20 protein-coding genes and 1 tRNA gene are annotated in these 25,388 nt (G+C 72.9%); 6 read left to right on the forward strand and 15 right to left on the reverse strand.

Annotation, left to right across the window (positions count from 1 at the left end):
- Positions 1 to 202: 202 nt before the first annotated feature.
- Together KGD83_RS25415 and pruA are read right to left on the reverse strand one after the other, a co-directional pair.
- Complete coding sequence (locus KGD83_RS25415; protein WP_212641505.1) at positions 203 to 1,129, reverse strand: proline dehydrogenase family protein; 927 nt, start codon at positions 1,127 to 1,129, stop codon at positions 203 to 205.
- Positions 1,130 to 1,264: 135 nt separating this feature from the next.
- Entirely contained in the window at positions 1,265 to 2,890 is a 1,626-nt protein-coding gene (pruA, locus tag KGD83_RS25420; RefSeq protein WP_130396419.1) for an L-glutamate gamma-semialdehyde dehydrogenase, read from the reverse strand.
- A 141-nt stretch (positions 2,891 to 3,031) separates the two neighbouring features.
- Here pruA and KGD83_RS25425 point away from each other — a divergent pair, with 141 nt between their 5' ends.
- The gene (locus KGD83_RS25425; RefSeq protein ID WP_249352023.1) at positions 3,032 to 4,867 is read left to right on the forward strand and encodes a PucR family transcriptional regulator; all 1,836 of its coding nucleotides are present in this window, start codon (positions 3,032 to 3,034) and stop codon (positions 4,865 to 4,867) included.
- Between the two features lie 95 nt (positions 4,868 to 4,962).
- Here the strand turns inward: KGD83_RS25425 and KGD83_RS25430 are convergent.
- From KGD83_RS25430 to KGD83_RS25445, 4 genes are all read right to left on the reverse strand, one after another.
- A tRNA-Leu gene (locus KGD83_RS25430) sits at positions 4,963 to 5,036 on the reverse strand.
- Positions 5,037 to 5,175: 139 nt separating this feature from the next.
- On the reverse strand, positions 5,176 to 6,552 hold the full coding sequence (locus KGD83_RS25435) for an NAD(P)/FAD-dependent oxidoreductase (protein ID WP_212641506.1): 1,377 nt from the start codon (positions 6,550 to 6,552) through the stop codon (positions 5,176 to 5,178).
- A 345-nt stretch (positions 6,553 to 6,897) separates the two neighbouring features.
- Positions 6,898 to 7,878, reverse strand: coding sequence for a Ppx/GppA phosphatase family protein (locus KGD83_RS25440; protein ID WP_212641507.1), 981 nt, complete (start codon positions 7,876 to 7,878; stop codon positions 6,898 to 6,900).
- Positions 7,875 to 8,456, reverse strand: a complete 582-nt coding sequence (locus KGD83_RS25445; RefSeq protein WP_212641508.1) for a DUF501 domain-containing protein — start codon at positions 8,454 to 8,456, stop codon at positions 7,875 to 7,877. The genes KGD83_RS25440 and KGD83_RS25445 overlap by 4 nt, the downstream gene beginning before the upstream one ends.
- A gap of 266 nt (positions 8,457 to 8,722) precedes the next feature.
- Here KGD83_RS25445 and crcB (KGD83_RS25450) point away from each other — a divergent pair, with 266 nt between their 5' ends.
- Positions 8,723 to 9,163 carry a fluoride efflux transporter CrcB gene (crcB, locus tag KGD83_RS25450; protein ID WP_212641509.1) on the forward strand — a complete coding sequence of 147 codons (441 nt, stop codon included), beginning with the start codon at positions 8,723 to 8,725 and terminating at the stop codon, positions 9,161 to 9,163.
- Complete coding sequence (gene crcB, locus KGD83_RS25455; protein WP_212641510.1) at positions 9,160 to 9,537, forward strand: fluoride efflux transporter CrcB; 378 nt, start codon at positions 9,160 to 9,162, stop codon at positions 9,535 to 9,537. Before crcB (KGD83_RS25450) ends, crcB (KGD83_RS25455) begins: the two co-directional genes overlap by 4 nt.
- Before the next feature lie 12 nt (positions 9,538 to 9,549).
- Here the strand turns inward: crcB (KGD83_RS25455) and KGD83_RS25460 are convergent, their stop codons facing one another.
- The 3 genes from KGD83_RS25460 to KGD83_RS25470 all read right to left on the reverse strand — a co-directional run bounded on the left by KGD83_RS25460 (position 9,550) and on the right by KGD83_RS25470 (position 12,008).
- The gene (locus KGD83_RS25460) at positions 9,550 to 9,921 is read right to left on the reverse strand and encodes an FtsB family cell division protein (protein WP_212641511.1); all 372 of its coding nucleotides are present in this window, start codon (positions 9,919 to 9,921) and stop codon (positions 9,550 to 9,552) included.
- Positions 9,922 to 10,062: 141 nt separating this feature from the next.
- The gene (eno, locus tag KGD83_RS25465) at positions 10,063 to 11,346 is read right to left on the reverse strand and encodes a phosphopyruvate hydratase (RefSeq protein ID WP_212641512.1); all 1,284 of its coding nucleotides are present in this window, start codon (positions 11,344 to 11,346) and stop codon (positions 10,063 to 10,065) included.
- A 104-nt stretch (positions 11,347 to 11,450) separates the two neighbouring features.
- A complete protein-coding gene (locus KGD83_RS25470) occupies positions 11,451 to 12,008 on the reverse strand; it encodes a TetR/AcrR family transcriptional regulator (RefSeq protein ID WP_212641513.1) in 558 nt (185 codons plus the stop codon).
- A gap of 150 nt (positions 12,009 to 12,158) precedes the next feature.
- Between KGD83_RS25470 and KGD83_RS25475 the strand changes: the two genes are divergently transcribed.
- Positions 12,159 to 13,361, forward strand: coding sequence for an FAD-dependent monooxygenase (locus tag KGD83_RS25475; protein ID WP_212641514.1), 1,203 nt, complete (start codon positions 12,159 to 12,161; stop codon positions 13,359 to 13,361).
- Positions 13,362 to 13,408: 47 nt separating this feature from the next.
- Here the strand turns inward: KGD83_RS25475 and KGD83_RS25480 are convergent, their stop codons facing one another.
- Positions 13,409 to 14,107, reverse strand: coding sequence for a MazG family protein (locus KGD83_RS25480; protein ID WP_249352505.1), 699 nt, complete (start codon positions 14,105 to 14,107; stop codon positions 13,409 to 13,411).
- 128 nt (positions 14,108 to 14,235) lie between these two features.
- Positions 14,236 to 15,819: an adenylyl-sulfate kinase gene (gene cysC, locus KGD83_RS25485; RefSeq protein WP_212641515.1), complete on the reverse strand. Its 1,584-nt coding sequence runs from the start codon at positions 15,817 to 15,819 to the stop codon at positions 14,236 to 14,238.
- A 322-nt stretch (positions 15,820 to 16,141) separates the two neighbouring features.
- On the opposite strand from cysC, the gene mfd reads away from it, so the two are divergent.
- Entirely contained in the window at positions 16,142 to 19,747 is a 3,606-nt protein-coding gene (gene mfd / locus KGD83_RS25490) for a transcription-repair coupling factor (RefSeq protein ID WP_212641516.1), read from the forward strand.
- Positions 19,748 to 19,969: 222 nt separating this feature from the next.
- Here the strand turns inward: mfd and KGD83_RS25495 are convergent, their stop codons facing one another.
- Positions 19,970 to 21,748 (reverse strand): cell division protein PerM, encoded by a 1,779-nt coding sequence (locus KGD83_RS25495; RefSeq protein ID WP_212641517.1) that lies wholly within the window; start codon positions 21,746 to 21,748, stop codon positions 19,970 to 19,972.
- Between the two features lie 141 nt (positions 21,749 to 21,889).
- On the opposite strand from KGD83_RS25495, the gene KGD83_RS25500 reads away from it, so the two are divergent.
- Complete coding sequence (locus tag KGD83_RS25500) at positions 21,890 to 22,360, forward strand: DUF1707 SHOCT-like domain-containing protein (protein ID WP_212641518.1); 471 nt, start codon at positions 21,890 to 21,892, stop codon at positions 22,358 to 22,360.
- A gap of 91 nt (positions 22,361 to 22,451) precedes the next feature.
- Here the strand turns inward: KGD83_RS25500 and sucD are convergent, their stop codons facing one another.
- The 3 genes from sucD to KGD83_RS25515 all read right to left on the reverse strand — a co-directional run bounded on the left by sucD (position 22,452) and on the right by KGD83_RS25515 (position 25,350).
- Complete coding sequence (gene sucD / locus KGD83_RS25505; RefSeq protein WP_212641519.1) at positions 22,452 to 23,330, reverse strand: succinate--CoA ligase subunit alpha; 879 nt, start codon at positions 23,328 to 23,330, stop codon at positions 22,452 to 22,454.
- Positions 23,331 to 23,344: 14 nt separating this feature from the next.
- Complete coding sequence (sucC, locus tag KGD83_RS25510) at positions 23,345 to 24,526, reverse strand: ADP-forming succinate--CoA ligase subunit beta (protein WP_019608556.1); 1,182 nt, start codon at positions 24,524 to 24,526, stop codon at positions 23,345 to 23,347.
- A 413-nt stretch (positions 24,527 to 24,939) separates the two neighbouring features.
- Positions 24,940 to 25,350: a cobalamin B12-binding domain-containing protein gene (locus tag KGD83_RS25515; protein WP_017568668.1), complete on the reverse strand. Its 411-nt coding sequence runs from the start codon at positions 25,348 to 25,350 to the stop codon at positions 24,940 to 24,942.
- Between the last annotated feature and the right edge of the window lie 38 nt (positions 25,351 to 25,388).

Here is a 25,388-nt window from a genome sequence, read left to right on the forward strand (position 1 = left end):
ACGTACGCGCCTCATCCGGAGTTCCACGGGCGAGGTCACTGTTCAGACACGGCGCTCCGGCCCGGCCGCAGCCGGCCCGGATCCCTCACGCGGTGCGCGGGCACCCGCCCTGGCGGACACGCCGAGGGGCCGGCGCCCGAGGACGCCGACCCCCTCCTCCCCCGGCCCGGACGGGCCGCGCGTCGGGGCCGCGGCGACCGCGCTAGCCGCGCGTGACCAGGGAGCGGGCGAGGAAGAGCACGTTCGCCGGACGCTCCGCCAGACGGCGCATGTAGTAGCCGTACCACTCGTCGCCGTAGGGCACGTAGACCCGCATCCGGTTGCCCTCGGCGGCCAGCCTTACCTGCTCGGCGTCGCGGATGCCGTAGAGCATCTGGTACTCGAAGCCGTCCTCGCCCCGGCCGTTGGCCGCGGCCAGCGAGCCCGCGATGGCGATCATGCGCGGGTCGTGCGTGGCCACCATCGGGTAGCCCTCGCCCTCCATCAGCACGCGCAGCGCGCGCACGTAGGCCTTGTCCACCTCGGCCTTGTCGCGGAAGGCCACCGACTCGGGCTCGTCGTAGGCGCCCTTGCACAGGCGCACGCGCGAACCGGCCCCGCTCAGGTCGCGGCAGTCTGCCTCGGTGCGGCGCAGGTAGGCCTGGAGCACCGCGCCCACGAAGGGGAAGTCCTGGCGCAGCTCGCGCAGGATGCCCAGCGTGGAGTCGGTGGTGGTGTGGTCCTCCATGTCCAGGGTCATCGTGGTGCCGACCGCCTTGGCCGCCTCGGCGATCCGGCGGGCGTTGTCCAGGGCGATCTTCTCACCGTCGCTGTCGAGGAACTGGCCCACAGCCGAGAGCTTGACCGAGACCTCGGCGCGCTCGGCCAGACCCGCCTCGCCCAGCGCGGCCAGCAGGTCCCGGTAGGCGGTCACCGTCGCCTCGGCCTGGGCCGTGTCGGTGGTGTCCTCGCCCAGGAAGTCCAGGGTGACGTGGCGGTCCCGGGTCAGCTCCCCGACCACGGGGAGCGCCTCGTCCTGGGTGGAGCCCGCGACGAACCGCTTGACCATGGCCCGGGTGACGGGAGTGCGCTCGACGATGGTGCGGCAGGTCTGGGACCTGGCGGCGAGCAGCAGGGGTTTGCGAAGCATGGTGACCTCGGGAAAGACGTGCGCGAGCCGGTGGGCTGGCGCGGGCGGGGCGCGGCGGGGTTCGTCCCGGCCGCGCCGGTGGATGCGGGCGGGCTCCCGGGCCCCCTCAGGACGGGAGGGGGCCCGGGTTCCTCATCAGCCCTGGTGGGGGTAGGAGGAGACCGTCGGCGCGACGAAGGTCTCCTTGATGGCGCGCGGGCTGGACCAGCGGGACAGGTTCTGCGCCGAACCCGCCTTGTCGTTGGTGCCGGAGGCGCGCCCGCCGCCGAAGGGCTGCTGGCCCACGATGGAGCCGGTCGGGCGGTCGTTGACGTAGAAGTTGCCCGCGGCGAAGCGCAGGGCCTCGCTGGCCTTGGCCACGGCGGCGCGGTCCCTGGCCAGGACGGCGCCGGTCAGGGCGTAGGCCGAGCCCTCGTCGACGACCTTGAGGACCTCGTCGAACTTCTCGTCCTCGTAGACGTGGACGGCGACGACCGGCCCGAAGTACTCGGTGCGGAACACGTCGTGGGACGGGTCGGTGCCCTCGATGATGGTGGGGCGCACGAAGTAGCCGACGGAGTCGTCGGCGGTGCCGCCCGCCAGGACGGTCAGGGTCGGGTCGGACTTGGCGTCCTCCAGGACCTTGGCCAGCTTGTCGAAGGCGCGGCGGTCGATGACGGCGCCGACGAAGTTGGACAGGTCGGTGACGTCGCCCATGGTCAGGGCCTCGGTCTCGGCGACGAGGTCGTCGCGGACCCGCTCCCACACCGAGCGGGCGACGAAGGCGCGCGAGGCGGCCGAGCACTTCTGGCCCTGGTACTCGAAGGCGCCGCGCACGATGGCGGTGCGCAGGACCTCGGGGTCGGCCGAGGAGTGGGCGACGATGAAGTCCTTGCCGCCGGTCTCGCCGACGATGCGCGGGTAGGAGCGGTAGTTGGCGATGTTCTCGCCCACGCTCTTCCACAGGTGCTGGAAGGTCCTGGTCGAACCGGTGAAGTGCACACCGGCCAGCTCCGGGTCGTTGAGGGCGACGTCGGAGACGGCGAGGCCGTCACCGGTGACCATGTTGATGACGCCGGGGGGCATGCCCGCCTCCTCCAGCAGGCGCATGGTCAGCTCGGCGGCGAACTGCTGGGTCGGGGACGGCTTCCACACGACCACGTTGCCCATCAGGGCCGGGGCGGTGGGCAGGTTGCCCGCGATAGCGGTGAAGTTGAAGGGGGTGATCGCGTAGACGAACCCCTCCAGGGGACGCTGCTCCATGCGGTTCCACACGCCCTTGACGCTCAGCGGCTGCTGGGCGATCAGGTCGCGGGCGTAGGAGACGTTGAACCGCCAGAAGTCGATCAGCTCGCAGGCCGAGTCGATCTCCGCCTGCTGCACTGTCTTGGACTGGCCGAGCATGGTGGCGGCGTTGATGGTGGCGCGCCAGGGGCCGGAGAGCAGTTCGGCGGCGCGCAGGAGGATGGCGGCGCGGTCGTCGAAGGACATCGCGCGCCAGGCGGGGGCGGCGGCCTTGGCGGCGGCGACGGCGTCGCGGGCGTCCTCGTGGGTGGCGTTGCGCATGGTGCCCAGGACCGCGGCGTGGCGGTGCGGCTGCACGACGTCGATGGGCTCGCCGCCGCCCATGCGGCTCTCGCCGCCGATGCGCATCGGCAGGTCGATGCTCCGGCTGCCGAGCTCCTCCAGCTTGGCCACGAGTTCCTCGCGCTCGGCGCTGCCGGGCGCGTAGGACAGAACGGGCTCGTTCTGGGGCAGAGGGACGTTGGTCACGGCGTCCATGGGCACCTTCCCGGTGAAGAATGTCCCTGAAACAAGCAGGGTTGGCTGATTCAACGCTCCCAGAACCGGGGCGTGCGAACCTTGTGGACCAGGCCACTCTTTGCCCGCCTTATTTGTTCTCCAGGACAAAATGGGACACACATGAGCGACGACCGCCCAGCATCCGACCCGTTCCGCGCCTCCGGTGGCGGGGCGACCCGACCGCACCGGCGGCCGGGGGTTCCGCCTGTTCAGAATGGTTCATCCGATGACAGGACCACGGGTCTGCCCCTGCGTGGACTGCTGCTGGCCCTCGGCGACCCCGTCGTGGACGTGGCCGCCGCCCCGGACGGACTCGATGTCCAGGTGGACAACGTCGTCATCCTCGACCCGGAGGACCGCACGGAGGTGCGCGAAGGCGACCTGGTGCTGCTGATCGGGGCCCGGGGCACCGCCGCGCGGCGCATGGTCGGGGTGTTGGCCGAGCGCGGCGCCACGGCCGTCGCGGTCAAGACCAGCGCGCACGCGGTGCCGGAGGAGGCGCCGCCGAGCGCGGGGACGCGCCCCGGCCGCCCCCGGGGCGTGGGCGGCGACGAGGCGAGGGCGCTGCGCGCCGAGGCGCAGGAGGCGGGGATCGCCCTGCTCACGGTCCGCCCCGAGGTGCGCTGGGACCAGTTGCAGTCGGTGTGCCGGTCCATCCTGGACGACGCCCGCCTGACCGCCTCGGAGGATCTGGGCGAGTCCGGCGGCGACCTGTTCTCCATGGCGCAGACCATCGCCCGGCTCACCGGCGGGCTGGTGAGCATCGAGGACGCGGCGAGCCGGGTGCTGGCCTACTCCAGCGGCGCCGAGGTGGACGAGCTGCGGCGGCTGTCTGTGCTGGGCAGGCGCGGCCCGGAGTCGTACCTGGCCCTGCTGCGGGAGTGGGGGGTGTTCGCCAAGCTGCGCGCGGGCGAGGAGGTGGTGCGGGTGGACGAGCACCCCGAACTGGGCATCAGGCGCCGCTTGGCCGTGGGCATCCACGCGGGACGCCAGCCGCTGGGCGCGATCTGGGTGCAGGAGGGCGACCGGCCGCTGGCGGAGCACGCGGAGGAGGCCCTGCTGGGCGCGGCGCGCACCACCGCGCTGCAGATGATCCGCCAGCGCACGCAGGCCAGCGCGGGGCTGCGGCTGCGCGAGGACCTGCTGTCGAGCCTGCTGGAGGGCAGGATCGACGCCGGTGCGCTGGCCGACACCGTGGAGGTGCACGCCGACCGGAGCGCTCTTGTGGTGGCGTTCGCCCCGGTCGAGGGTGCCGAGGGCGCGGCGGAGGAGCGCCCCGACCGGCCCGAGCGCGAGTTGCGCCGCCGCCAGCTGATCGACCTGGTGTCGGTGCACACCGCGGCCTACCGGCGCGGCGCCCTGGTGACCGCGCTGGGCGGTCGGGTGTACGTGCTGCTGCCGGACCTGGCGCGCGCCGGGGAGGGACGGCGCGGGGTGGAGCGGTCGGTGCTGGCGCTGGCCCGCAGGACGGTGGCGGCGGCGCGCGCGGCGCTGGGGCTGGAGGTGCGCGCGGCGGTGGGGTCGCTGGTGGAGCGGCTGGGGGACGTGCCGGACTCGCGCGCGGAGGCGGACCGGGTCCTGGACGCGGTGGAACGCTCTCCCGGCCGGGGCCCGGGCTGGGACGTGGCGACCATCTCCGACGTGCGCTCGCGGGTGCTGGTCAGCGAGACGCTGGCGCTGCTGCGCGGGGACCCGTCGCTGCGGGATCCGCGGGTGAGCCGGCTGGTGGAGCACGACCGCGCGGGCGGCGCCGACCTGGTGCACTCCCTGCTGGCCTACCTGGAGGCGTTCGGGGACGCGCGGGCGGCGGCGGAGCGGCTGCACATCCACCCGAACACGCTGCGCTACCGGGTGCGCCGGGCGGCCTCGGTGAGCGGGATCGACCTGGGAGACCCCGGGGAGCGCCTGTTCACGCAGTTGCAGCTGTTGATGGAGCAGCAGGGGCCGACGCGCTGAGGAACTGCCGACCGTGTCCGGGGGCAGGCGTCCACCCGCGGAAAAACGCGACGCCTGCTCGGTGAGCAGGCGTCGTCTGAGCTGGTTGCCGTAGGTACCCCCGGTCGGACTCGAACCGACACTTGTGACCCTTTTAGGGGGCCTGCCTCTTCCATTGGGCTACGAGGGCGTGGCCCATCATACCGGGCGGGTTGATTGCCCACTTTGACTTGGCTTGGCCGCATTGGGACAGGAAACGGCCGGCTCCCCTCAGGGAAGCCGGCCGCTTCGCGCGCACGTCGCGGAGGTCGCGCAGTGCCCGCGCCCGGTCAGCTGACCCGGCGGAGGCGGCCGTCCTCGATCTGCGGGTGGCTGGCCTCCTCGAAGGCCTGGCGGGGCTCGGCCATCTCCGGGAGCGCGGCGTAGTCGCGGCGCAGGAAGAGGGCGAGCGTCCAGTCCGAGAGCACGCGCATCTTGCGGTTGAAGGTCGGGACCGCGAACAGGTGGTAGGACCGGTGCGCGTACCAGGCCAGGCGGCCGTTGAGCTTGATCTTGCCGAACAGCTGGGCGGCGCCCTTGTGGACTCCGAGCCCGGCGACCGCGCCCAGGTTCTTGTGGCGGTAGGCCTTGGGCTCGGTGCCGCGCAGGGCGGCGATCACGTTGTCGGCCAGGACCGGGGCCTGGCGGACCGCGTTCTGCGCGTTGGGCGGGTAGTAGCCGCCGCTGCCGTCGGGCACCTGCGCGTTGTCGCCGCCCGCGAAGGCGTTCTCCACGCCGTTGACGGCCAGGTACTCGCTGGTGTCCAGGTGGCCCTTGGGGCCGAGCGGCAGGTCGCTGGCGGCCACGACCGGACTGGGCTTGACGCCCGCGGTCCACACCAGCGTGCCCGAGTCGAACTCGGTGCCGTCGCTGAGCTTGATGCGCTGGTCGACCGCCGACTCCAGGAAGGTCTTGAGCCGGACGTCGATGCCGCGGCGGCGCAGCTGGTTGAGCGCCTTGCCGCCGACCTCGGGGCCGACCTCGGGGAGGATCTTGTCAGCCGCCTCGATGAGGTAGAACTGCACGTCCTCAAGGCCGATCGAGGGGTGGTGGCGCACGGCGTCGCGGACCATGTCCTCCAGCTCGGCGATGGCCTCGGCCCCGGCGAAGCCTCCGCCGACGAAGACGAAGTTCAGCGCCTTGCGCCGGATGGCCTCGTCGTCGGTGGAGTCGGCGATGGAGAGCTGGTCCAGGACGTGGTTGCGCAGGAAGGCGGCCTCCTCGACCGTCTTGATCCCGATGCCCCACTCGGCCAGGCCGGGGATGGGCAGGGTGCGCGAGACCGCTCCGGCGGCCATGACGAGGTAGTCGTAGGCGAGGGTCTGGGCCTCGCCGACGTTGGGCTCGTAGCGGACCGTGCGGTCGGCGTGGTCGATGCGCACGACCCTGCCGCCCAGGACGCGGACCCGCTTGAAGACCTTGCGCAGCGGGACGACCACGTGTCGGGGCGAGATGCTGCCGGAAGCGGTCTCGGGCAGGAAGGGCTGGTAGGTCATGTAGGAGTTGGGGTCGATGACGGTGATCCGCGCCTCGCCCGCTCCGAGCTTCTTCTCCAGCCGCCTCGCGGTGTACATCCCGAGGTAACCGCCGCCGACGATGAGGATGTGCGGGATCTCCGCGTCGTCCCCTCCGCCGTGTACCAGCCGGTAGTTCCTGCTCTCGGTCATCGCATTTCCGCCCTAACGGTTCTTCTGTGTGGTGCCCCTTCCCAGGGGCCGCGAGGTCGTCACGGTCTTCGGTCGCCCGCGCCGCCGTGGCGGCGGGGCGCCGCCCGGGTCGGAGCGGGGTGCTTCGTCCCTTCGCTTGTGCATTCTTTCACAAGCACCCGCCGACAGAGAAGGTTCACACCGGCTCACCTTCCCACCACTTCCCGCTCCACCCTACCGACGTTTTCGCAGGTCAGAACGGTTGTGAAAGCATTCACAAGGCCTCTGGGGGGTGACACGTCTCACCCGTGGCGCCCTTGCGCGCACCGCGGGGGACGCCTGGTCGGGCGTCCCCCCCGGGAGGCGTCACACGACCAGGCTCCAGGCCACGCCGTCGAGGATGTCGTGCTCGCTGGCCGTGAAGGAGTCGGCCCCCGTGCGGGCGAGCACCCGCGACAGCACGAGCGCGCCCGCGCCGATGACGTCCACCCGGCCCGGGTGCATGACGCCGATCACCGACCGCTCCCGCGAGGTGGCCTTGAGCAGCTCCCCGGCGATGCGGTCCAGGTCTGCGACGCCCACGCGGGTGTGGTGGATGCGCTCGGGGTCGTACTCGGGCAGGTCCAGGGCGATACCGGCGACCGTGGTCGCGGTGCCCGCGACGCACACGACCGAGGCTGCCTCGTGCAGCGGGACCACCCGCTCGACCTCGTCCAGCGCGGCCTCGATGTCGGCGGTCGCCGCCGCGACCTCCTGCTCCGTGGGAGGGTCGCCGCGCAGGTGGCGCTCGGTCATGCGCACGCAGCCGATGTCCACCGACAGCGAAGCGCGGACCAGTTCACCGTCCTCCCCGGACGGGACGCCGCCCAGCACGAACTCGGTGGAGCCGCCGCCGATGTCCACGACCAGGAACGGCGGGGCCAGGTCCTCGCCCGGGCCCTCGGCCTCCAGCTCGGCGGTGGCGCCCACGAAGGACAGCTCGGCCTCGTCCAGGCCGGTGACCACCTCGGGCTCCACGCCGAGGATGTCGCGCACGCCGTCCACGAAGACCTGGCGGTTGCTCGCGTCCCGGGTGGCGCTGGTGGCGACCATGCGCACCGCGTCCGGGCCCAGGGCGATGCCGTGCGCCTCGATGGCCTCGGCGTACCCGCGCAGCGCCTCGAAGGTGCGCTCCAGCGCCTGGGGCGCGAACGCCCCGGTCTCGTCCACGCCCTCGCCCAGGCGCACGATCTCCATGCGCCGGTCGACGTCGACAACCTGCACCTCGTCCTCGCCGACGTGGACGACGTCGGCGATCAGCAGCCGGACGGAGTTGGTTCCGCAGTCGATGGCCGCGACACCGCTCATGACGCGCTCCCTTCGTCGCCCCCGGGGGCGTCCTCGTCGACACACACGCACGGGCCCCTGTCCCACCAGTGCGGCAGCTCCTCCAGCGCCTCGGCGCCGAAGGGGTTGGTACCCGGCTCGGCCAGCTCGTGGGCGACCAGCGCGTGCAGGCACTTGACCCGGGTGGGCATGCCACCGGTGCTCTGCATGCCCTCGGGCAGCGGCTCGACGCCGTCCAGGCGCGCCTGCTCGGCGCGCTCGGCCAGGTAGGACTCGTGCGCCCTGGTGTAGGCGGCCCGGAGTTCGGGTTCCTCCCCCAGGCGCTCCTGCATCCGGCGCATGCGGCCCTCGTTCTCCATCCGGCCGATGGCCGAGGCCGCGCGCGGGCACGTCAGGTAGTACAGGGTCGGGAAGGGCTCGCCGTTCTCCAACCGGGGCGCGGTGCGCACCACGTCGGGCAGGCCGCAGGGGCAGCGGTGCGCGATCGCGCGTACACCGCGCGGCGGGCGGCCCAGTTGGAGTTCGACGGCGGCGGTGTCGCGCTCGGCGACCGGAGCGGGGCGCCCGGCGGCGTGCCCGGGCTGATCTGCGGAAGTCATGGCGCACCCAGCATAGGGCCGCACACGCACCCGAAGGCGCGGGCGTCCCCTGCCGCCCCTTCCGCGCGGAGCCGTCGCCGGCCCGGAACGCCCCCGCGTCCCGCGAGTAGGATGGCGGCGCACGGGCCCGGTCGCCCGTGGCGCCGTCCCACCGGTCGGCGCGCGGCGGTGGGGCCCGCCGTCAGCCGACCGCGGCGTCCGCCGACGGTCCCCGCACACCGGCGTTCCGGCTCCCGCGGCCGGGGTCACGACGTGTGGGGAGGACCATGTCCGCCGACGACCGAACGCCCCGCTCCCGGGGTGTTGCCGCCATGGCGGGGATCGCCGCCTGCGGCGGGGCCGCTGGGGCGGTGGCCCGCCACCTGGTGGCACAGGCCTGGCCGGCCCCCGACGGCGGGCTGCCCCTGGCCACCCTTGCCGTCAACCTCGCGGGCTCGGTGCTCATCGGCGTCCTGGTCGCGGCCGTCACCGGCCCCCGGCCCGCGCCGCCCTGGGTCAGGCAGCTGCTCGGCACCGGCTTCCTGGGCGGGTTCACCACCTACTCGGCCCACGTCCTGGACACGGGCGCGCTGGCGGCCTCAGGACGGGTCGCCGAGGCCGCGGCCTACATGGCGCTCACCCTGGTCGGGGCGGTGGCCGGGACAGCCCTGGGCGCGTGGGCCACGGGGCGCGCGCTCCACGCGCCGACCCGCCGGAGGCGGCCGTGAACTGGGAGGTGTGGCTGGTCGGCCTGGGCGGCGGCGCGGGCGCGGGCCTGCGCTATCTGGTGGACCGGGCCGTCTCGCGCGCGGTCGGCGCGGGGCTGCCCTGGGGCACGTTCACCGTGAACGTCGCGGGCACCCTGCTGCTGGGGCTGCTGGTCGGCGCCGCGGGTGCGGCGGCGCTCTCCCCGCGGTTGTGGGCCCTGCTCTCCGTCGGGTTGTGCGGCGCGCTGACCACGTACTCGACCTTCTCCCACGAGGTCCTCTCCCTGGCCCGGGAGGGGCGCGTCCCGGCCGCCGCCGGCTACGCGGCCCTGACCGGGAGCTGCGCGCTGGTCGCGCTGTTGGCGGGGGCGTGGGCCGCGGGCGCCCTGCTCTGAGGGGCGCGGGGCTCAGAGCCCGTCGTCGGGCGGCGGGCTGTCGGCCTCCTGCACCGAGCGCCACAGGGTGGTGAACCAGGGCTCGCTGGGGCCGGTGTCGTCCTCGTCCTCGCCCTCGGAGTCGGGCGGGATGACGATGTAGGCGGTCTCACCGGGGTACTGGTAGTGCAGCCGGACGCGGGCCTCGCGCTCCACGTAGGAGTCCTGGGTCATCTCCTCCTCGCGCTGGCGCAGGTCCTGCACGCTCTGCTCCATGCGCGCGCGCTCCTCGCGCAGGTCGGCGAGCTGGGCGCGCTGGGCGATGTACTCGCGCAGCGGGTAGGCCAGGCTGAGCGCGATCACGCACACCACGAGCGCGAGGATGGCCGCGCGGCTGGTGAGCATGGGCCGCACCCGGGGGGTGCGGCCCGTGCCCGTGCCGGAGGGCCCCGTCTTCCGGACAGGACCGCGCCCGGGCCTGTCGGCTTTGGCCGCCTTCTTGGCCTTTGGACGCTGCTGCTCGGATTCGCGGGGCACTGGGGCAGACTAGCCGCGCGCGGCGAAGCGCGGGAAGGCCGACACGCCCGCGTACACGGCGGCGTCGTCGAGTTCCTCCTCGATGCGCAGCAGCTGGTTGTACTTGGCGACCCGCTCGCTGCGCGCCGGGGCGCCGGTCTTGATCTGCCCGGCGTTGGTGGCCACCGCGATGTCGGCGATGGTGGTGTCCTCGGTCTCGCCGGAGCGGTGGCTGATCATGGCCGTGTAACCGCTGCGCTGGGCCAGGGAGACCGCGTCCAGCGTCTCGGTGAGGGTGCCGATCTGGTTGACCTTCACCAGCAGCGAGTTGGCGGTGTCGGCCAGGATGCCGCGCTGGAGCCGCTCGGGATTGGTGACGAACAGGTCGTCGCCCACGAGCTGCACCTTGTCGCCCAGCTGGGCGGTGAGCTTCTTCCAGCCCTCCCAGTCCTCCTCGTCGAGGGGGTCCTCGATCGAGACGAGCGGGTAGGCCTCCACCAGCTCGGCGTAGTAGGCGGCCATCTCCTCCGAGGAGCGGGCCTTGCCCTCGAAGGTGTACACGCCGTCGCTGAAGAACTCGGTGGCGGCCACGTCCAGGGCGAGCGCGATGTCGGTGCCCGGCGTGTAGCCCGCCTTCTCGATGGCCTCCACGATCAGGTCGAGGGCGGCGCGGTTGCTGTCCAGGTTGGGGGCGAAGCCTCCCTCGTCGCCCACGCCGGTGGCCAGGCCGTGGGCCTTGAGGACCGACTTGAGCGCGTGGTAGACCTCGGCGCCCCAGCGGACGGCCTCGGAGAAGGTGGGAGCGCCGATCGGCGCGACCATGAACTCCTGGATGTCGACGTTGCTGTCGGCGTGCGCGCCGCCGTTGAGGATGTTCATCATCGGCACCGGCAGCACGTGCGCGTTGGGGCCGCCGATGTAGCGGAACAGGGGCAGCCCGGCCTCGGCCGCGGCGGCCCTGGCCACGGCCAGGGAGGCGCCCAGGATGGCGTTGGCGCCGATCCGGGACTTGTCCGGGGTGCCGTCCAGGTCGATGAGCGCGCGGTCGATGATGCGCTGCTCGTCGGGGGCGTGGCCGAGCAGCTCGTCGGCGATCTCGTCGTTGACGGCCGTGACTGCCTTGGTCACGCCCTTGCCGCCGTAGCGGTCACCGCCGTCGCGCAGCTCGACCGCCTCGAACTGGCCGGTGGAGGCGCCGCTGGGGACGCCCGCGCGCGCGATGGTTCCGTCGTCGAGCAGGACCTCGACCTCGACTGTCGGGTTGCCCCGGGAGTCAAGGATCTCCCGCGCCTGTACTGCCTCGATGGACGCCACGGTCTATCTCCGTCTCTTGGGGTTTCTCGGACCACTGGTTCAGGACCCGACACGAGACTAGCGACCCCGCACCGGGCAGGACGCGCCCACCCGGCGGAATTGGTCTAGTCCATATCGGACATGCCCGCCTGCAGGGCGGCCACGGCGATGCCGATGGCGCGTTCGCGGTGGTCGGCGGCCTCCTCGGGGGAGAACATCACCGAGAGGTCCTGGATGCCGCCGAGGGCGATCACGGCGCCCATCCGGGCGGGCACGCCGCCCTCGGGTCCCACGAGCAGGGTGTCCAGGCGTCGGCGCCAGGAGATGACGGAGTCGACCAGCCCGACGTCGGCCAGCGCGCCCAGGTCGTTGAGGACGGCGAGCAGCAGGGCGCTGTGGCGCACGCAGACGTCGAAGTAGTCGCCCAGCAGCGCGCGCGGGTCGCCGGCCCCGCCGTGGCCGCCGTACTTGGCGAAGAGCGCCTCCATGTCCTCGCCCAGGGGGCTGAGCAGTGACGTGAGCAGGTCGTTCTTGGAGGGGAAGTGGTAGTACAGCGCGGCCTTGGTGATGTCCAGGCGCTCGGCGATCTCGCGAAGGCTGGTCTTCTCGAAGCCCTTGCGGGCGAACAGCTCCAGGGACACCGCCCGGATCTGCGCCTTGGTGTCGTTCTGCGCTCTGGGCACCCGTGTCACTTCCGTTCCCTCGCCACCGGTCAGTCGAGTCTAGCGTCGACCTTCCGGCCGGTAGCTTACCTGCCGATCAGCAAGTTACTTTACGCACGGTAAGTAGAGTTCTAGCGTGGGAGCGACGACACAGGGGGGAGCGGGAACGCCTTGACCGCCGTACGCAACGTCCTGATCTCCGGCGCGGGCATCGCCGGACCGGCCCTCGCCCACTGGCTCCACCACCACGGCATCGGGGCCACCGTCGTCGAAAGCGCCCCCGCGCCCCGCACGGGCGGCTACGCCATCGACGTGCGCGGCACCGCCCTGGACGTCGCCGAGCGCATGGGGGTGCTCGACGGGGTCCGGGCCTCGGCCACCGAGATGTCCAGGGCCACGACCGTGGACGCCCGCGCAAGGCGCACGGGCGGCTTCGAGGCGAGCGCGGTCACCGCCGACGGCCGCTCCGCCGAACTGCTGCGCGGCGACCTGGTCCGCCTGGTCCACGCGCCGACCACCGCGTACACCGAGTACCTGTACGGGGACTCCGTCACCGCGATCGAACAGGGGCGGGACGGGGTCCGCGTGGCCTTCGAGCGGTCCGGACCGCGCGTGTTCGACCTCGTCGTGGGGGCGGACGGCCTGCACTCCACGACCCGGCGGCTCGCGTTCGGCCCGGAGGCCCCCCACCGCCGGTTCCTGGGCAGCTACATCAGCATCTTCACGGTGCCCAACCACCCGGGGTTGGACCGCGAGGCCGTGCTGTTCAACACCCCGGGGCGGCTCGTGGCCATGTACCACACGCCCCGCGCGCAGGGGGCCAAGGCCGTGCTGGCTCTGTCCGCGCGGGAGGAGAGCGGAGTCGACCGCAGGCCGCCCGGGGAGCAGCGGGAGTTCCTGCGCCGCGCCTTCGCCGGGCACGGCTGGGAGGCCGACCGCATCCTGGAGGAGATGGAGGGGGCCGCGGACTTCTACTTCGACTCCGTCGCCCAGATCCGCATGGACCGCTGGTCGGCCGGGCGCGTGACCCTGCTCGGCGACGCCGGGTACTGCCCCTCCCCCATGTCGGGGCAGGGCAGCAGCCTGGCCTTGGTCGGCGCCTACGTCCTGGCCCAGGAACTCGCCCGCCACGACGGCCACCGCGCGGCGCTGGACGCCTACGAGGCCCGGATGAGGCCGTTCGTGGCGGCCAACCAGGACATCGCCGAACGGGGCCAGGCGTTCCTGCTACCGCGCACCCGGCCGGCGCTGCTGGCACGCGGCCTCCTACTCCGGCTGGCCCCGCTGCTGTCCTCCCTCGGCAGCTTCGACAGTCGGCTGTCACGGGCGTCGGAAGCCCTGGAACTGGACGCCCCCGCACCCGCCCAGTCCTGACCCGCCCCGGCGCCCGCGTCACACCGGCCGCACCCGCGGCAGACCCGTCAGGCCTCGCCCGCCTCGTCCCAGTAGGTCCGCCACTCCCCCGCGGACAGCTCGCGGGGCTCCCTGCCATCGGCGCGGGCGGCGTCCTCGGCCGCGCGCACACGGGCGTCGAACCGGCGGGCCGCCGCCCTCAGGTCGCTCTCGGCGTCGCGGCCCCGAGCGCGCTCGGCCGCCACAGCCGCGAACAGCTCCCCGCCTTCGGCGCCGTCGTCGCCGACCAGGTCGGCGGGGAAGCCGTTGCGCACCGCACGCCTCTGCAACTCGTCGGCCAGCAGCACCGCGGGCTGGGCGAACGGCACTCCGTCAAGGACCGAGTTGCGCCCGTCGCCGCCCGCCGCCCGGGCCTTCTCCGCCCGTTCGGCGGCCTTGATGGCCTCCCAGTTGGACCCCACCTCGTCGGCGCCCGACACCTCCACCCCGCCGAACACGTGCGGGTGGCGGCGGGTCATCTTGTCGATGATGGCGTCGGCGACGTCGTCCACCGTGAACCGCGCCGGGTCGCCCTCGGGCCGCTCGGCGGCGACCGCCGCGTGGAAGACCACCTGGAGCAGCACGTCGCCCAGTTCCTCGCGCAGCAGCGCGAAGTCGCCCTCCTCGATGGTCTCCAGGGTCTCGTAGGCCTCCTGGATGAGGTACTTGGCCAGCGACCCGTGGGTCTGGTCGCGGTCCCACGGGCACTCCCGGCGCAGGGTGTCCATCACCTCGACCAGGCGCAGCACCCGGTGCCCGACCGGCGGGCCGCCGTCCCTCCCGCCCTGCGCGTCCCTCACGTCCCGGGTGTCTCGGGTGTCGTTCAACTCTCGTCCTCCACTGTTCGCGCCGCGGTTCAGCCGTCGTGCTCGGGCAGCCAGCCGCCCGCGCGCAGGGCCGACAGCACCCTGGCCACGGACTCGGCCGGGTCCACGCCCTCGGTGTCCACCACCAGGTCGGCGTCGTCCGGTTCCTCGTAGGGGTCGGAGATCCCGGTGAACTCGGGGATCTCCCCCGCCCGCGCCTTGGCGTACAGGCCCTTGCGGTCGCGGGCCTCGCACACCTCCAGCGGGGTCGCCACGTGCACCAGGAAGAAGTCCCCGAACTCCTCCACCATCGCGCGCACCTCAGCCCGCCCCTCGGCGTAGGGGGCGATCGGCGCGCAGACCGTGACCCCGCCGTGCCGGGTGATCTCCGAGGCCACGTAGCCGATCCGGCGGATGTTGAGCTCCCGGTGCTCGCGGGAGAAGGTCAGCCCGCTGGAGAGCATCCGCCGCACCACGTCGCCGTCCAGCAGGGTCACCGGGCGCCCCGACCTGCGGATGCCGTCGCACACCCCCCGGGCGATCGTGGACTTTCCCGAGCCGGACAGGCCCGTGAACAGCACGGTCAGGCCCCTGGCGGTGCGGGCCGGGCGCAGCCGCGCCAGCTCCGCGCCCACCCGGGCCGGGGTGAACCACGAGGGCAGCTCGCGCCCGTGCGCCAGTTCGGCCTCCACCTGCTCGTCGGTCAGCTCGACCCGGGCGGACGCCGGGTCGGTCCGGGTCATGGGCAGCCACAGCCCGTCGGAGGAGTGGTAGCGCCACGGTTCGGGGTCCAGCACGGTCAGGGGCGGGCGCAGGGCCATCACCCGCTCGACGTCGGGGCCGTCCCCGCCGGTCACCGCCAGCATGTGGGTGGCGCCGTAGGACGCGGCCACGTGCGCGGCCAGACCCACCTGGCGCGGCCCCCACGGCCCCCCGAACGGGCCCCGGGCGCGGTCGGCGCTCCTGGGCAGCGTGCAAACCACGAAGGAGGTGCGCGCGGGCAGCAGCGGCCCGGCGGCCAGCACCGCCGTGGCCATGCCCTCGTCCTCCAGACCGGTGTCGACGATCACCAGCACGTCGGCGCGCCCGCCCTCGCCGTGGACCAGGCCCAGCGCGTCGGCCTCGGCCCGGATCTGGTGCAGGGCGCGGTGGTGCAGCGGCCGGTCGGTGACCACGGCCAGCAGGGGCCGCCCGGAGGGCTCCAGCTCCCGCTGGGCCCGCACCTCCGCGGGAGAGGGCCGCAGCTCGCGCAGCACGCCGTAGGTGGGCGGGCGCAGCAGGGTCACCGAACCGGCGAGGAGGTGGCGGCCCCCGGCGTCGCGCCAGTGCTCGGTGACGTCGAGCCCGGCCAGCGGGGCGCCCTCCGGATCGGAGAGGGTCAGGTGGTCGGCTCCGGACAGCTCCTCGGGCACCTCCAGCGTGACCGGAACCGGCCAGGGGCGCCCGTCGGGCAGGCGGCCGTCCCGCTCCACCGACGCCGCCTCGTCCCGCGTCATGAAACCGGGCAGCGGGTAGGCGCCGTTGAGGATCAGCTCCAGGTGGGCGAGCCCGTCCGGACCTGGCGCGAAGACCGGGGCGTCCGGACTCCCGACACCCCCCCGCGGCGCACTCCCACGCCTGTTGGCACTCACCACGCGCTTCCTCTCCTCGGGCCGTCCGGCAAACGCGTCCAGCGTATGCCGCGGGCGCGGGGCGGCCCGCCCTCGCACCGCGTCGGACGGAATAGAAGCAGCTCGGAGGAGGTTCTACCCGGTGCGCCGCCGCCCGCGCCACCAGGCCGGGGACGCGGGCGGCACGGGGCAGCCCCGTGTCGCCGGTTGTCCACACCCCGCCCGCGCCGGACCGCCGGACTCGATAGTCTGAGAGGTGCCGGGCGTCCACTCACGCAGCCGCCTTCTTCCCGTGCAGGCCGCGACCACCACCGCCTGATCCGGACCACTTCCACTTTCTGGTGCTATGAGCCTCATTGGACTTCTCGCCGACGTCTCCAGGGACCCGGCACTGCACAGCGCGATCGAGGCCGCCCGAGGCGGCCGCGATCCCCACCTCGACCTCGTCGCCCCGGCGGCGCTGCGCCCCTTCATGGTGGGGGCGCTGGCCGCCGACGCCCCCGTGGGCGCCCAGCGGCCCGTGCTCGCCGTCACCGCCACCGAGCGCGAGGCGTCCGACCTGGCCGACGCCCTGGGCTGCCTGCTGCCCGAGGACTCGGTGGCGCTCTTCCCCGCGTGGGAGACGCTGCCGCACGAGCGGCTCTCCCCTCGTTCGGACACCGTCGGCCAGCGGCTGGCCGTACTGCGCCGCCTAGCCCACCCCGACCCCTCCGATCCGCTGACCACCCCGCTGCGCGTGGTCGTGGCCCCGGTGCGCAGCGTCCTGCAACCGCTGGTGTCCGGGCTGGGCGACCTGGAGCCGGTGCGCATCCGCCCAGGCGACGAGGCCCCCCTGGAGGAGGTCGTCCAGGCCCTGGCCAACACCGGCTACGCCCGGGTGGACCTGGTCGAGAAGCGCGGCGACATGGCGGTGCGCGGCGGCATCCTGGACGTGTTCCCGCCCACCGAGGAGCACCCGCTGCGGCTGGAGTTCTGGGGCGACACCGTCGAGGACGTCCGCTACTTCCAGGTCGCCGACCAGCGCTCCATCGGGCCCTCCGGCGACGAGGGCCCGCGCACCAGCGCCTCCTCCGGGCTGTTCGCGCCGCCGTGCCGCGAACTGCTGCTCACCGACGCCGTGCGCGAGCGCGCGCGGGCGCTGGCCGAGGAGCACCCCTCCCTGGCCGAGATCCTGCACAAGATCGCCGACGGCGTCGCCGTGGAGGGCATGGAGGCCTTCGCGCCCGTGCTCGCCGAGCGCATGGAGCCGTTCCTGGCCCACCTGCCCGAGGGCGCGATGGTGGTGGGCTGCGACCCCGAGCGCATCCGCACCCGCGCGGTGGAGCTGGAGGCCACCAGCGCCGAGTTCCTGGACGCGTCGTGGATCAACGCCGCCTCCGGCGGCGAGGCGCCCATCGACCTGGGCGAATCCGCCTACATGTCCATCTCCGAGCTGCGCTCCACCGCCGCCGAGCTGGGCCTGCCCTGGTGGGGGCTGACCCCGTTCGCCGCGGACGAGAGGGGCGGAGCGGCCGAGGAGGACGACGCCGTCGTCGTCGGCGCGGTGCCCTCCGAGTCCTACCGCGGAGACACCGAGCGCGCGCTGGCCGACATCAAGGGATGGCTGCACGACAACTGGAGCGTCGTGCTGGTCACCCAGGGGCACGGCCCCGCCGAGCGTCTGGTGGCGATGCTGCGCGACGCCGGGCTGGGCGCCTCCCTGGCCGCGGACCTGACCGAGCGGCCCAAACCGGCGGTCGCCACCGTCACCACCGGCCTGGTCGACCACGGGTTCCTGCTGCGGTCGGTGCACACGGTGGTGCTCACCGAGACCGACCTGGCCGGACAGAAGTCCTCCACCCGGGACATGCGGCGCATGCCCAGCAGGCGGCGCGGCACCGTCGACCCCCTCCAGCTCAAGCCCGGCGACTACGTCGTGCACGAGCAGCACGGTGTGGGCCGCTACCTGGAGATGGTCAGCCGCCAGGTGCAGGGCGCCACCCGCGAGTACCTGCTCATCGAGTACGCGCCCTCCAAGCGGGGGCAACCGGGCGACCGCCTGTTCGTGCCCACAGAGCAGCTGGGCGAGGTCACCCGCTACGTGGGCGGCGAGGCGCCCACCCTGTCCAAGATGGGCGGCGCCGAGTGGAGCAAGGCCAAGAGCCGCGCCCGCAAGGTGGTCCGCGAGATCGCGGGCGACCTCATCCGGCTGTACTCGGCGCGGCAGGCCTCCCCCGGACACGCCTTCGGCCCCGACACCCCGTGGCAGCGCGAACTGGAGGACGCCTTCCCCTACGTGGAGACGCCCGACCAGCTAGCCGCCATCGACGAGGTCAAGAAGGACATGTCCAGGTCGGTCCCGATGGACCGGCTGATCTGCGGCGACGTCGGCTACGGCAAGACCGAGGTGGCGGTGCGCGCCGCCTTCAAGGCCGTGCAGGACGGCAAGCAGGTCGCCCTGCTGGTGCCCACCACGCTGCTCGTGCAACAGCACCTGTCCACGTTCACCGAGCGCTACGCCTCCTTCCCGGTCACCGTCAAGCCGATGTCGCGGTTCCAGACCGACGGCGAGGTGGAGGCCACCCGCGAGGGGCTGCGCTCCGGCGAGGTGGACGTGGTCATCGGCACGCACCGGCTGCTGTCCTCGGAGACCCGCTTCAAGGACCTGGGCCTGGTCATCATCGACGAGGAGCAGCGCTTCGGCGTGGAGCACAAGGAGGCGCTCAAGCGGCTGCGCACCCAGGTGGACGTGCTGGCGATGTCGGCCACACCCATCCCGCGCACCCTGGAGATGGGCCTGACCGGCATCCGCGAGATGACCACGATCCTCACCCCGCCCGAGGAGCGCCACCCGGTACTCACCTTCGTGGGGCCCTACGAGGACAAGCAGATCACCGCGGCGATCCGTCGCGAGCTGATGCGCGAGGGACAGGTGTTCTTCGTGCACAACCGGGTGGCGTCCATCGACAAGGTGGCGGCGAGCATCCAGCGCCTGGTGCCCGAGGCCCGGGTGGCGTACGCGCACGGCCAGATGAACGAGCAGCAGCTCGAGAAGGTGATGGTCGACTTCTGGGAGAAGAACTTCGACGTGCTGGTCTCCACCACCATCGTCGAGTCCGGCCTGGACGTGCCCAACGCCAACACCCTGATCATCGACCGCGCCGACACCTACGGCCTGTCCCAGCTGCACCAGCTGCGCGGCCGGGTGGGCCGCGGGCGCGAGCGCGCCTACGCCTACTTCCTCTACCCGCCGGAGAGGCCGCTGACCGAGACCGCCTACGAGCGGCTGGCCACCGTGGCACAGCACACCGAGACCGGCGCGGGCATGTACGTGGCCATGAAGGACCTGGAGATCCGGGGCGCGGGCAACATCCTGGGCGCGGAGCAGTCCGGGACCATCGCGGGCGTGGGCTTCGACCTGTACGTGCGCATGGTCGGCGAGGCCGTAGCCGAACTCAAGGGCGACCCGGACGCGGCCGAGGAGGTCGAGACCAAGGTCGAACTGCCCATCAACGCCTACATCCCGCACGACTACGTGCCTGGCGAGCGGCTGCGGTTGCAGTCCTACAAGCGCATCGCCAGCGTCACCAGCGAGGAGGACATCCTCGCCGCCTACGAGGAGCTCACCGACCGCTACGGCGCCCCGCCCGAACAGGTGGACAACCTCATGGCCGTGGCCCGGTTCCGGGTGCTGGCCAAGTCCGCGGGCCTGTCGGACGTGGTGATGCAGGGCAACCAGATCCGCTTCGCCCCGGTGGAACTGCGCGAGTCGCAGGAGCTGCGGCTGCGGCGCCTGTACCCCAAGACCATCCACAAGGAGACGACCCGGACCCTGCTGGTGCCGGTGCCCAAGTCCGGCGGCCTGGGCGGCAGGCCCCTGCGGGACCTGGAGCTGCTCAAGTGGTGCACCGATCTGGTCAACTCCATCTTCGAACCCGCCAAGCGCAAGCCCGCGCCCAAGGAGGACGCCTAGGACCCGCCGCTGACGGGTTCGCGGCGCCGGGGGCTGTGCCCGCGCGTCCGGCACCCGGGCACGGAGCAGGCCCCTCAACACGGCCGTGGGCGGCTCCGGTCTTTCGGGGCGGCCCACGGCCGTGTTCGGAGAAGGAGGCCCGGCGGTCACGCGACCGACGGCCGGGCCGGGGCTCCGACAGCCGCCGCGGTCGGGCTCTCCCCGTCCGCGGACAGCCACCCCTCAACGCTGCGGGGTGTCGACCTCGTCCGGCTCTGCCTCATAGGTGATCCCGTACATCTCCTCGGACTCCTCGTCCTCGGCGGACCGGCGACGCCACCAGCGCCCGCCCTCGGCCCTCCTGGCCCTGCGCTCCTCGCGCCGCCGACCGCGCAGCTCACGGCGCGCGCGTTTGCGCTCCGCGCGCTCGGCGGCCCGGTCCGGGCGGTCCTCGTCCGGTTCCCCGTCCCCGGGGGCCTCCAGCGAGGCGTCTTCCTCGGGGTCCGGCCGCACCTCCTCCTCGCGGCGGCGCAGCGGCGTGACCGTGGCCAGGCCCTCACCGACCGGCACGTCCGGGGGCAGCTCCACCTCCAGACGCGTCCGCTGTCCCTCCTCGGCGGAGCGTGCCGCCTCCTCGGCGGGCCGCGCCTCGTCCTTGTCGGGGCGAGCCGTGTCCTTCGCGGCGGGCGACTCCTCCCCCGCGGAGGACGCCGTGTCCTGCTTCGCGAGGCGCCGCCCGCGCCAGACCGCCCACCGCGAGGCCCTGCGCGCCGGCCGCTCCCCCCGCGTGTACCACCAGTTCGCCACCCACGCCACGACGGCGGCGGCCACGCCCACCTCCAGGGCCGCCACCAGGCCCACCTGCCACGCCGACGGCCCGACCTCGCTCAGCCTCTCGCCGCCGAGCGGCCCGCCGACCGTCGCGGCCAACGCCGCGCACAGCAGCCCCGTGGTCACACCGCACACGAAACCCCACAGCGGAGCGGCCTCGCTGACCACGTCCGGGGCGCTGCGCTGGGTCAGGGCACCGCCCACCGCCCCCGCCACGAACGGCACCGCCAACGCCAGCAGCGAGGCCACCGGCGCGGCCCCGTTCGACGGCAGCGCGGCCAGCATCGGCAGCATCGGCAGGGCGCCCACCGACACCCCCGTGGGCGCTACGACGGTCCCCGCGCCCACCGCGAACCCCGGGCCCAGCGCGTAGCAGACCGCGAACACCACCGCGTTGGGCAGGTACGCCAACTGGACCACGATGAGCAGCGCGCCCCCCACCAGGCCGGGACCGAGCACCCGGGTCGTCTCGACGACCTCGGGCAGGCTCATCGCCAACGCCACCAGGAACAGCAGCAGCCCTCCCAGCAGCAGCGTCCCCGTGGAGGCGAGCATCCCCACCAGCAGGGAGCGCGACCGGGCCGGCATCAGCCGCAGCAGATCCCGGGCGGGCACCTCCTTGTCGCGCATCAGCTGGCGCAGCACCCCCAGCCCCCCGGCCAGGAACGCGGTCACGAACCCCATCACCAGCGCGCGCGGCATACTCGGCTCGACCGCCTCGGTCCGCGCCAGCAGGGCCAGGGTGCCCGCGATCGCCGCGTACGGACCGGCGATCGCCAGCGCCGCCCGGTACACGTACCGCAGACGTGGGATGTCGCAGGAACGCGCCAGCCACCGTCCCGACCGGTACAGCAGCAGCCCCGGCAACAACACCAGACCCAACGGCAGCAGGGCGATCTGGCCGTCGGGCACCGAGAACGACACGTGGTGGCCCACCAGCCAGGCCAGCACCGCACCCTGGAGGATGTCGATGATGTCCTCGCCGAAGGTGTCGTGCGGCGCGGCCACCCAACCGATGATGGTGAGGGTGACGATCACGGCCAGTCCCAGCGCCGCGGCGGTGGCCGCGGCGACCCCGCCGGTCGCGTAGACGGGCCGGGGCGCGACGGCCGCGTCGGGCTCCGCCGCGCCGCTGGACCGCGTGCGCTGGGAGGGGCGGCCGCGGTCGGGGGGAGATCCTGACGTACTCACCCGACTTATGCTGCCAGGGACCGGAATGCTCCGTGGTATCCCGGCCGCGCGTGTCGTGCCCGCGAGGACGGAACCGGATTCGCGGTCCGGCCGTCCTACCCTGGGAACAAGGCTCCCCCAGCCCGAACGGATCGGTCCCGCATGGCAGGCTCCGAGCACCCGCGCCCCTACCGCCTCTCCGACGCCGAACGCGACGACGCCCTGACCAGACTGCGCACCGCCTTCGAGGAGGGGCGCCTGGACATCGAGGAGCACCAGGAGCGCGCCTCCCTGGCGGTGCGCGCCGTCACCTCCTCCGACCTGGTCCCCCTCTTCGACGACCTCCCCGCGACGGGCACGCGCGCCCCCGGCGCGGGGCGCGGGAGCGCGCCGGTTCCGGAGCCGCGCCGCGGAGACGAGGGGACCGCACCGGCCTGCGCTGACAGCGGGGGCCGCTCCGCGCCCTGGTGGGGCGTGCTGCCCTGGGTGGGCTTCGTCTTCCTGTTCTGGGGCCTGCCCGCCGTCCTGGACGGAAGCCGCGAGGCCCTCGTCGGCTGGGGGATCTTCCTCGCCGTGATGATCGTCCCCCACATCGTCGTGGGCGTGGCCAAGCACTTCCGCCGCCCCACCTGACGTCCGGGCGGCGGACGCGGGGGCGCACACGACAACGGCTCCGCCTCACCGCTGAGCGGCGGGGCGGAGCCGTTGTAGGTACCGGAACGCGTCAGAACAGCGCGCGCACCAGCTGAGCGGTCTCGCTCGGAGTCTTGCCGACCTTGACGCCGACGGCCTCCAGCGCTTCCTTCTTGGCCGCGGCCGTGCCCGAGGAACCCGACACGATCGCGCCCGCGTGCCCCATCGTCTTGCCCTCCGGAGCGGTGAAGCCCGCCACGTAACCCACCACCGGCTTGGTCACGTTCTCCCGGATGAACTCCGCCGCACGCTCCTCGGCGTCCCCGCCGATCTCACCGATCATCACGATCACGTCGGTGTCCGCGTCCGCCTCGAACGCCGCCAGAGCGTCGATGTGCGTGGTCCCGATGATCGGGTCCCCGCCGATGCCCACCGCCGAGGAGAAACCGATGTCACGCAGCTCGTACATCATCTGGTACGTCAGCGTCCCGGACTTGGACACCAGCCCGATCCGGCCCGGCTTGGTGATGTCGGCCGGAATGATGCCCGCGTTGGACTGGCCCGGCGTGATCAGCCCGGGGCAGTTCGGGCCGATGATGCGGGTCTTGTCGCCCTTGGCCCGGGCGTGCGCCCAGAACGCGGCCGTGTCGTGCACCGGGATGCCCTCGGTGATGACCACGGCCAGCCCGATCCCGGCGTCGATGGCCTCGAAGACCGCCTCACGCGAGAACTTGGGCGGCACGAAGATGACGGTGACGTCGGCGCCGGTGGCGGCCATGCCCTCGGCCACCGAGCCGAAGACGGGCACCTCGGTGCCGTCGAAGTCGACCTTCTGGCCGGCCTTGCGGGGGTTGACCCCGCCCACGACGGTGGTGCCCGAGGCGAGCATGCGCCGGGTGTGCTTGGTGCCCTCAGAGCCCGTCATGCCCTGGACGAGTACCTTGCTGTCCTTGTTGAGGAAGATAGCCATGGTGTTTGTTTCCCCTACTTCGCCGCGAGCTCGGCGGCCTGAGCGGCGGCGCCGTCCATCGTGTCGACCTGTCGCACGGCCGGGTGGGCCCGCTTGGTGAGGATCTCGCGGCCCAGTTCGGCGTTGTTGCCGTCCAGACGCACGACCAGCGGCTTGCTGACGTCGTCGCCGCGGCTCTCCAGCAGCTCCAGGGCCTGGACGATGCCGTTGGCCACCGCGTCGCAGGCGGTGATGCCGCCGAAGACGTTGACGAACACGCTCTTGACCGAGGGGTCGCCCAGGATGATGTCCAGGCCGTTGGCCATGACCTCGGCCGAGGCGCCGCCGCCGATGTCCAGGAAGTTGGCGGGCTTGACGCCGCCGTGGGCCTCGCCGGCGTAGGCGACCACGTCCAGGGTGGACATGACCAGGCCCGCGCCGTTGCCGATGATGCCGACCTCGCCGTCGAGCTTGACGTAGTTGAGGCCCTTGGCCTTGGCGGCGACCTCCAGGGGGTCACCCTCCTCGGCGAAGGTGAGGCTCTCCAGGTCCTGGCGGAACTCGGCGTTCTCGTCCAGGGTCACCTTGCCGTCCAGGGCGACGACCCGGCCGTCCTTGGTCAGGATGAGCGGGTTCACCTCGACGAGGGTGGCGTCCTTGCCGACGAAGGCGTCCCACAGCTTGGTGATGACCTCGGTCGCGCCCTCGGCGGCGGCCTCGGGCAGCTTGCCCGCCTTGACGATCTCCGCCGCGATGCTGGCGGGAGCGCCGGTCAGGGCGTCGACCGGGAACTTGGCGACCGCGTCGGGATTGGTCTCGGCGACCTCCTCGATGTCCATGCCGCCCTCGGCCGAGCAGATGGACAGGAAGGTGCGGTTCGCGCGGTCCAGCAGGAAGGAGAAGTAGTACTCCTCCGCGATGTCGGAGGCCTCCTCCACCAGGACACGGTGGACCGTGTGGCCCTTGATGTCCATGCCGAGGATCTGCTCGGCCTTGGCCTGGGCGTCCTCGGGGCCCTCGGCGACCTTGACGCCGCCGGCCTTGCCGCGACCACCGGTCTTGACCTGCGCCTTGACGACGACGCGGGGCTTGCCGGCGGCGGCGAACTCATCAGCGATGGCACGCGCCTCAGCGGCCGTGCTCGCCACCTTCCCCTGGGGTACGGGAACCCCGTACTCTGCGAAGAGTTGCTTCGCCTGGTATTCGAACAGGTCCACGAGGGTCCGTCCTTGTAACTCGCTGGCTCAGGATGTCTACCGGGGTGGCCTCGTCCGGATCGGCTGTGACCCACTGACACGTGTCACACGGGGCGCACGAGGCACAACCCCGCGGGCTGCGCCGCTTACAGAAGATCGAGATCGCCGCGGCGTTGCCACCCGCGACATGCGCAAAGCTTAGTCGCCTGAAATCCGGCCGCCAGACACCGGGGGCCGGGTTGACCGGCCCCGGCCCGTCCCAAAAGCCGCTCAGGAGGCGTCGCGGAAGCACCCGCGTGGGAAAATATGTGACCAGGGACACGACATAACACCACGGGGACGCCTTTCGCCCGGATACGGCCGCCCGAACGGGTGCGACCAACATCACCCGGCGAAGGCGGGGCCGAAGGGAACTCCGCTGGCGTGTGAGGGGCTCAGGCCGCGTGCGCCGGGCGGACGTTCTCCCGCACCCAGTCGGCGATCTCCGAGGTCGGAGCGCCCGGAGTGAAGATCTTGGCGACGCCCAGGCGTTCGAGCTCGGCGATGTCGGCGTCGGGGATGATCCCGCCGCCGAACACCCGGATGTCCTCCGCGCCGTTCTCCTTGAGCAGTTCCAGGACACGGGAGAACATGGTCATGTGGGCGCCGGAGAGCACGGACAGGCCGATGGCGTCGGCGTCCTCCTGGAGCGCGGCCGCCACGATCATCTCGGGTGTCTGGCGCAGGCCCGTGTAGATGACCTCGACCCCGGCGTCACGCAGCACGCGGGCCACGATCTTGACACCGCGGTCGTGCCCGTCCAGCCCCGGCTTGGCTACGACGATCCGTGCTGCGCCCTCGGCCATGGCAAACCCCTCACGAGTGTTCCCCCGACCGCCCGGCC

This window comes from Nocardiopsis akebiae (genome assembly GCF_018316795.1).
Classification (GTDB): Bacteria; Actinomycetota; Actinomycetes; order Streptosporangiales; family Streptosporangiaceae; genus Nocardiopsis; species Nocardiopsis dassonvillei.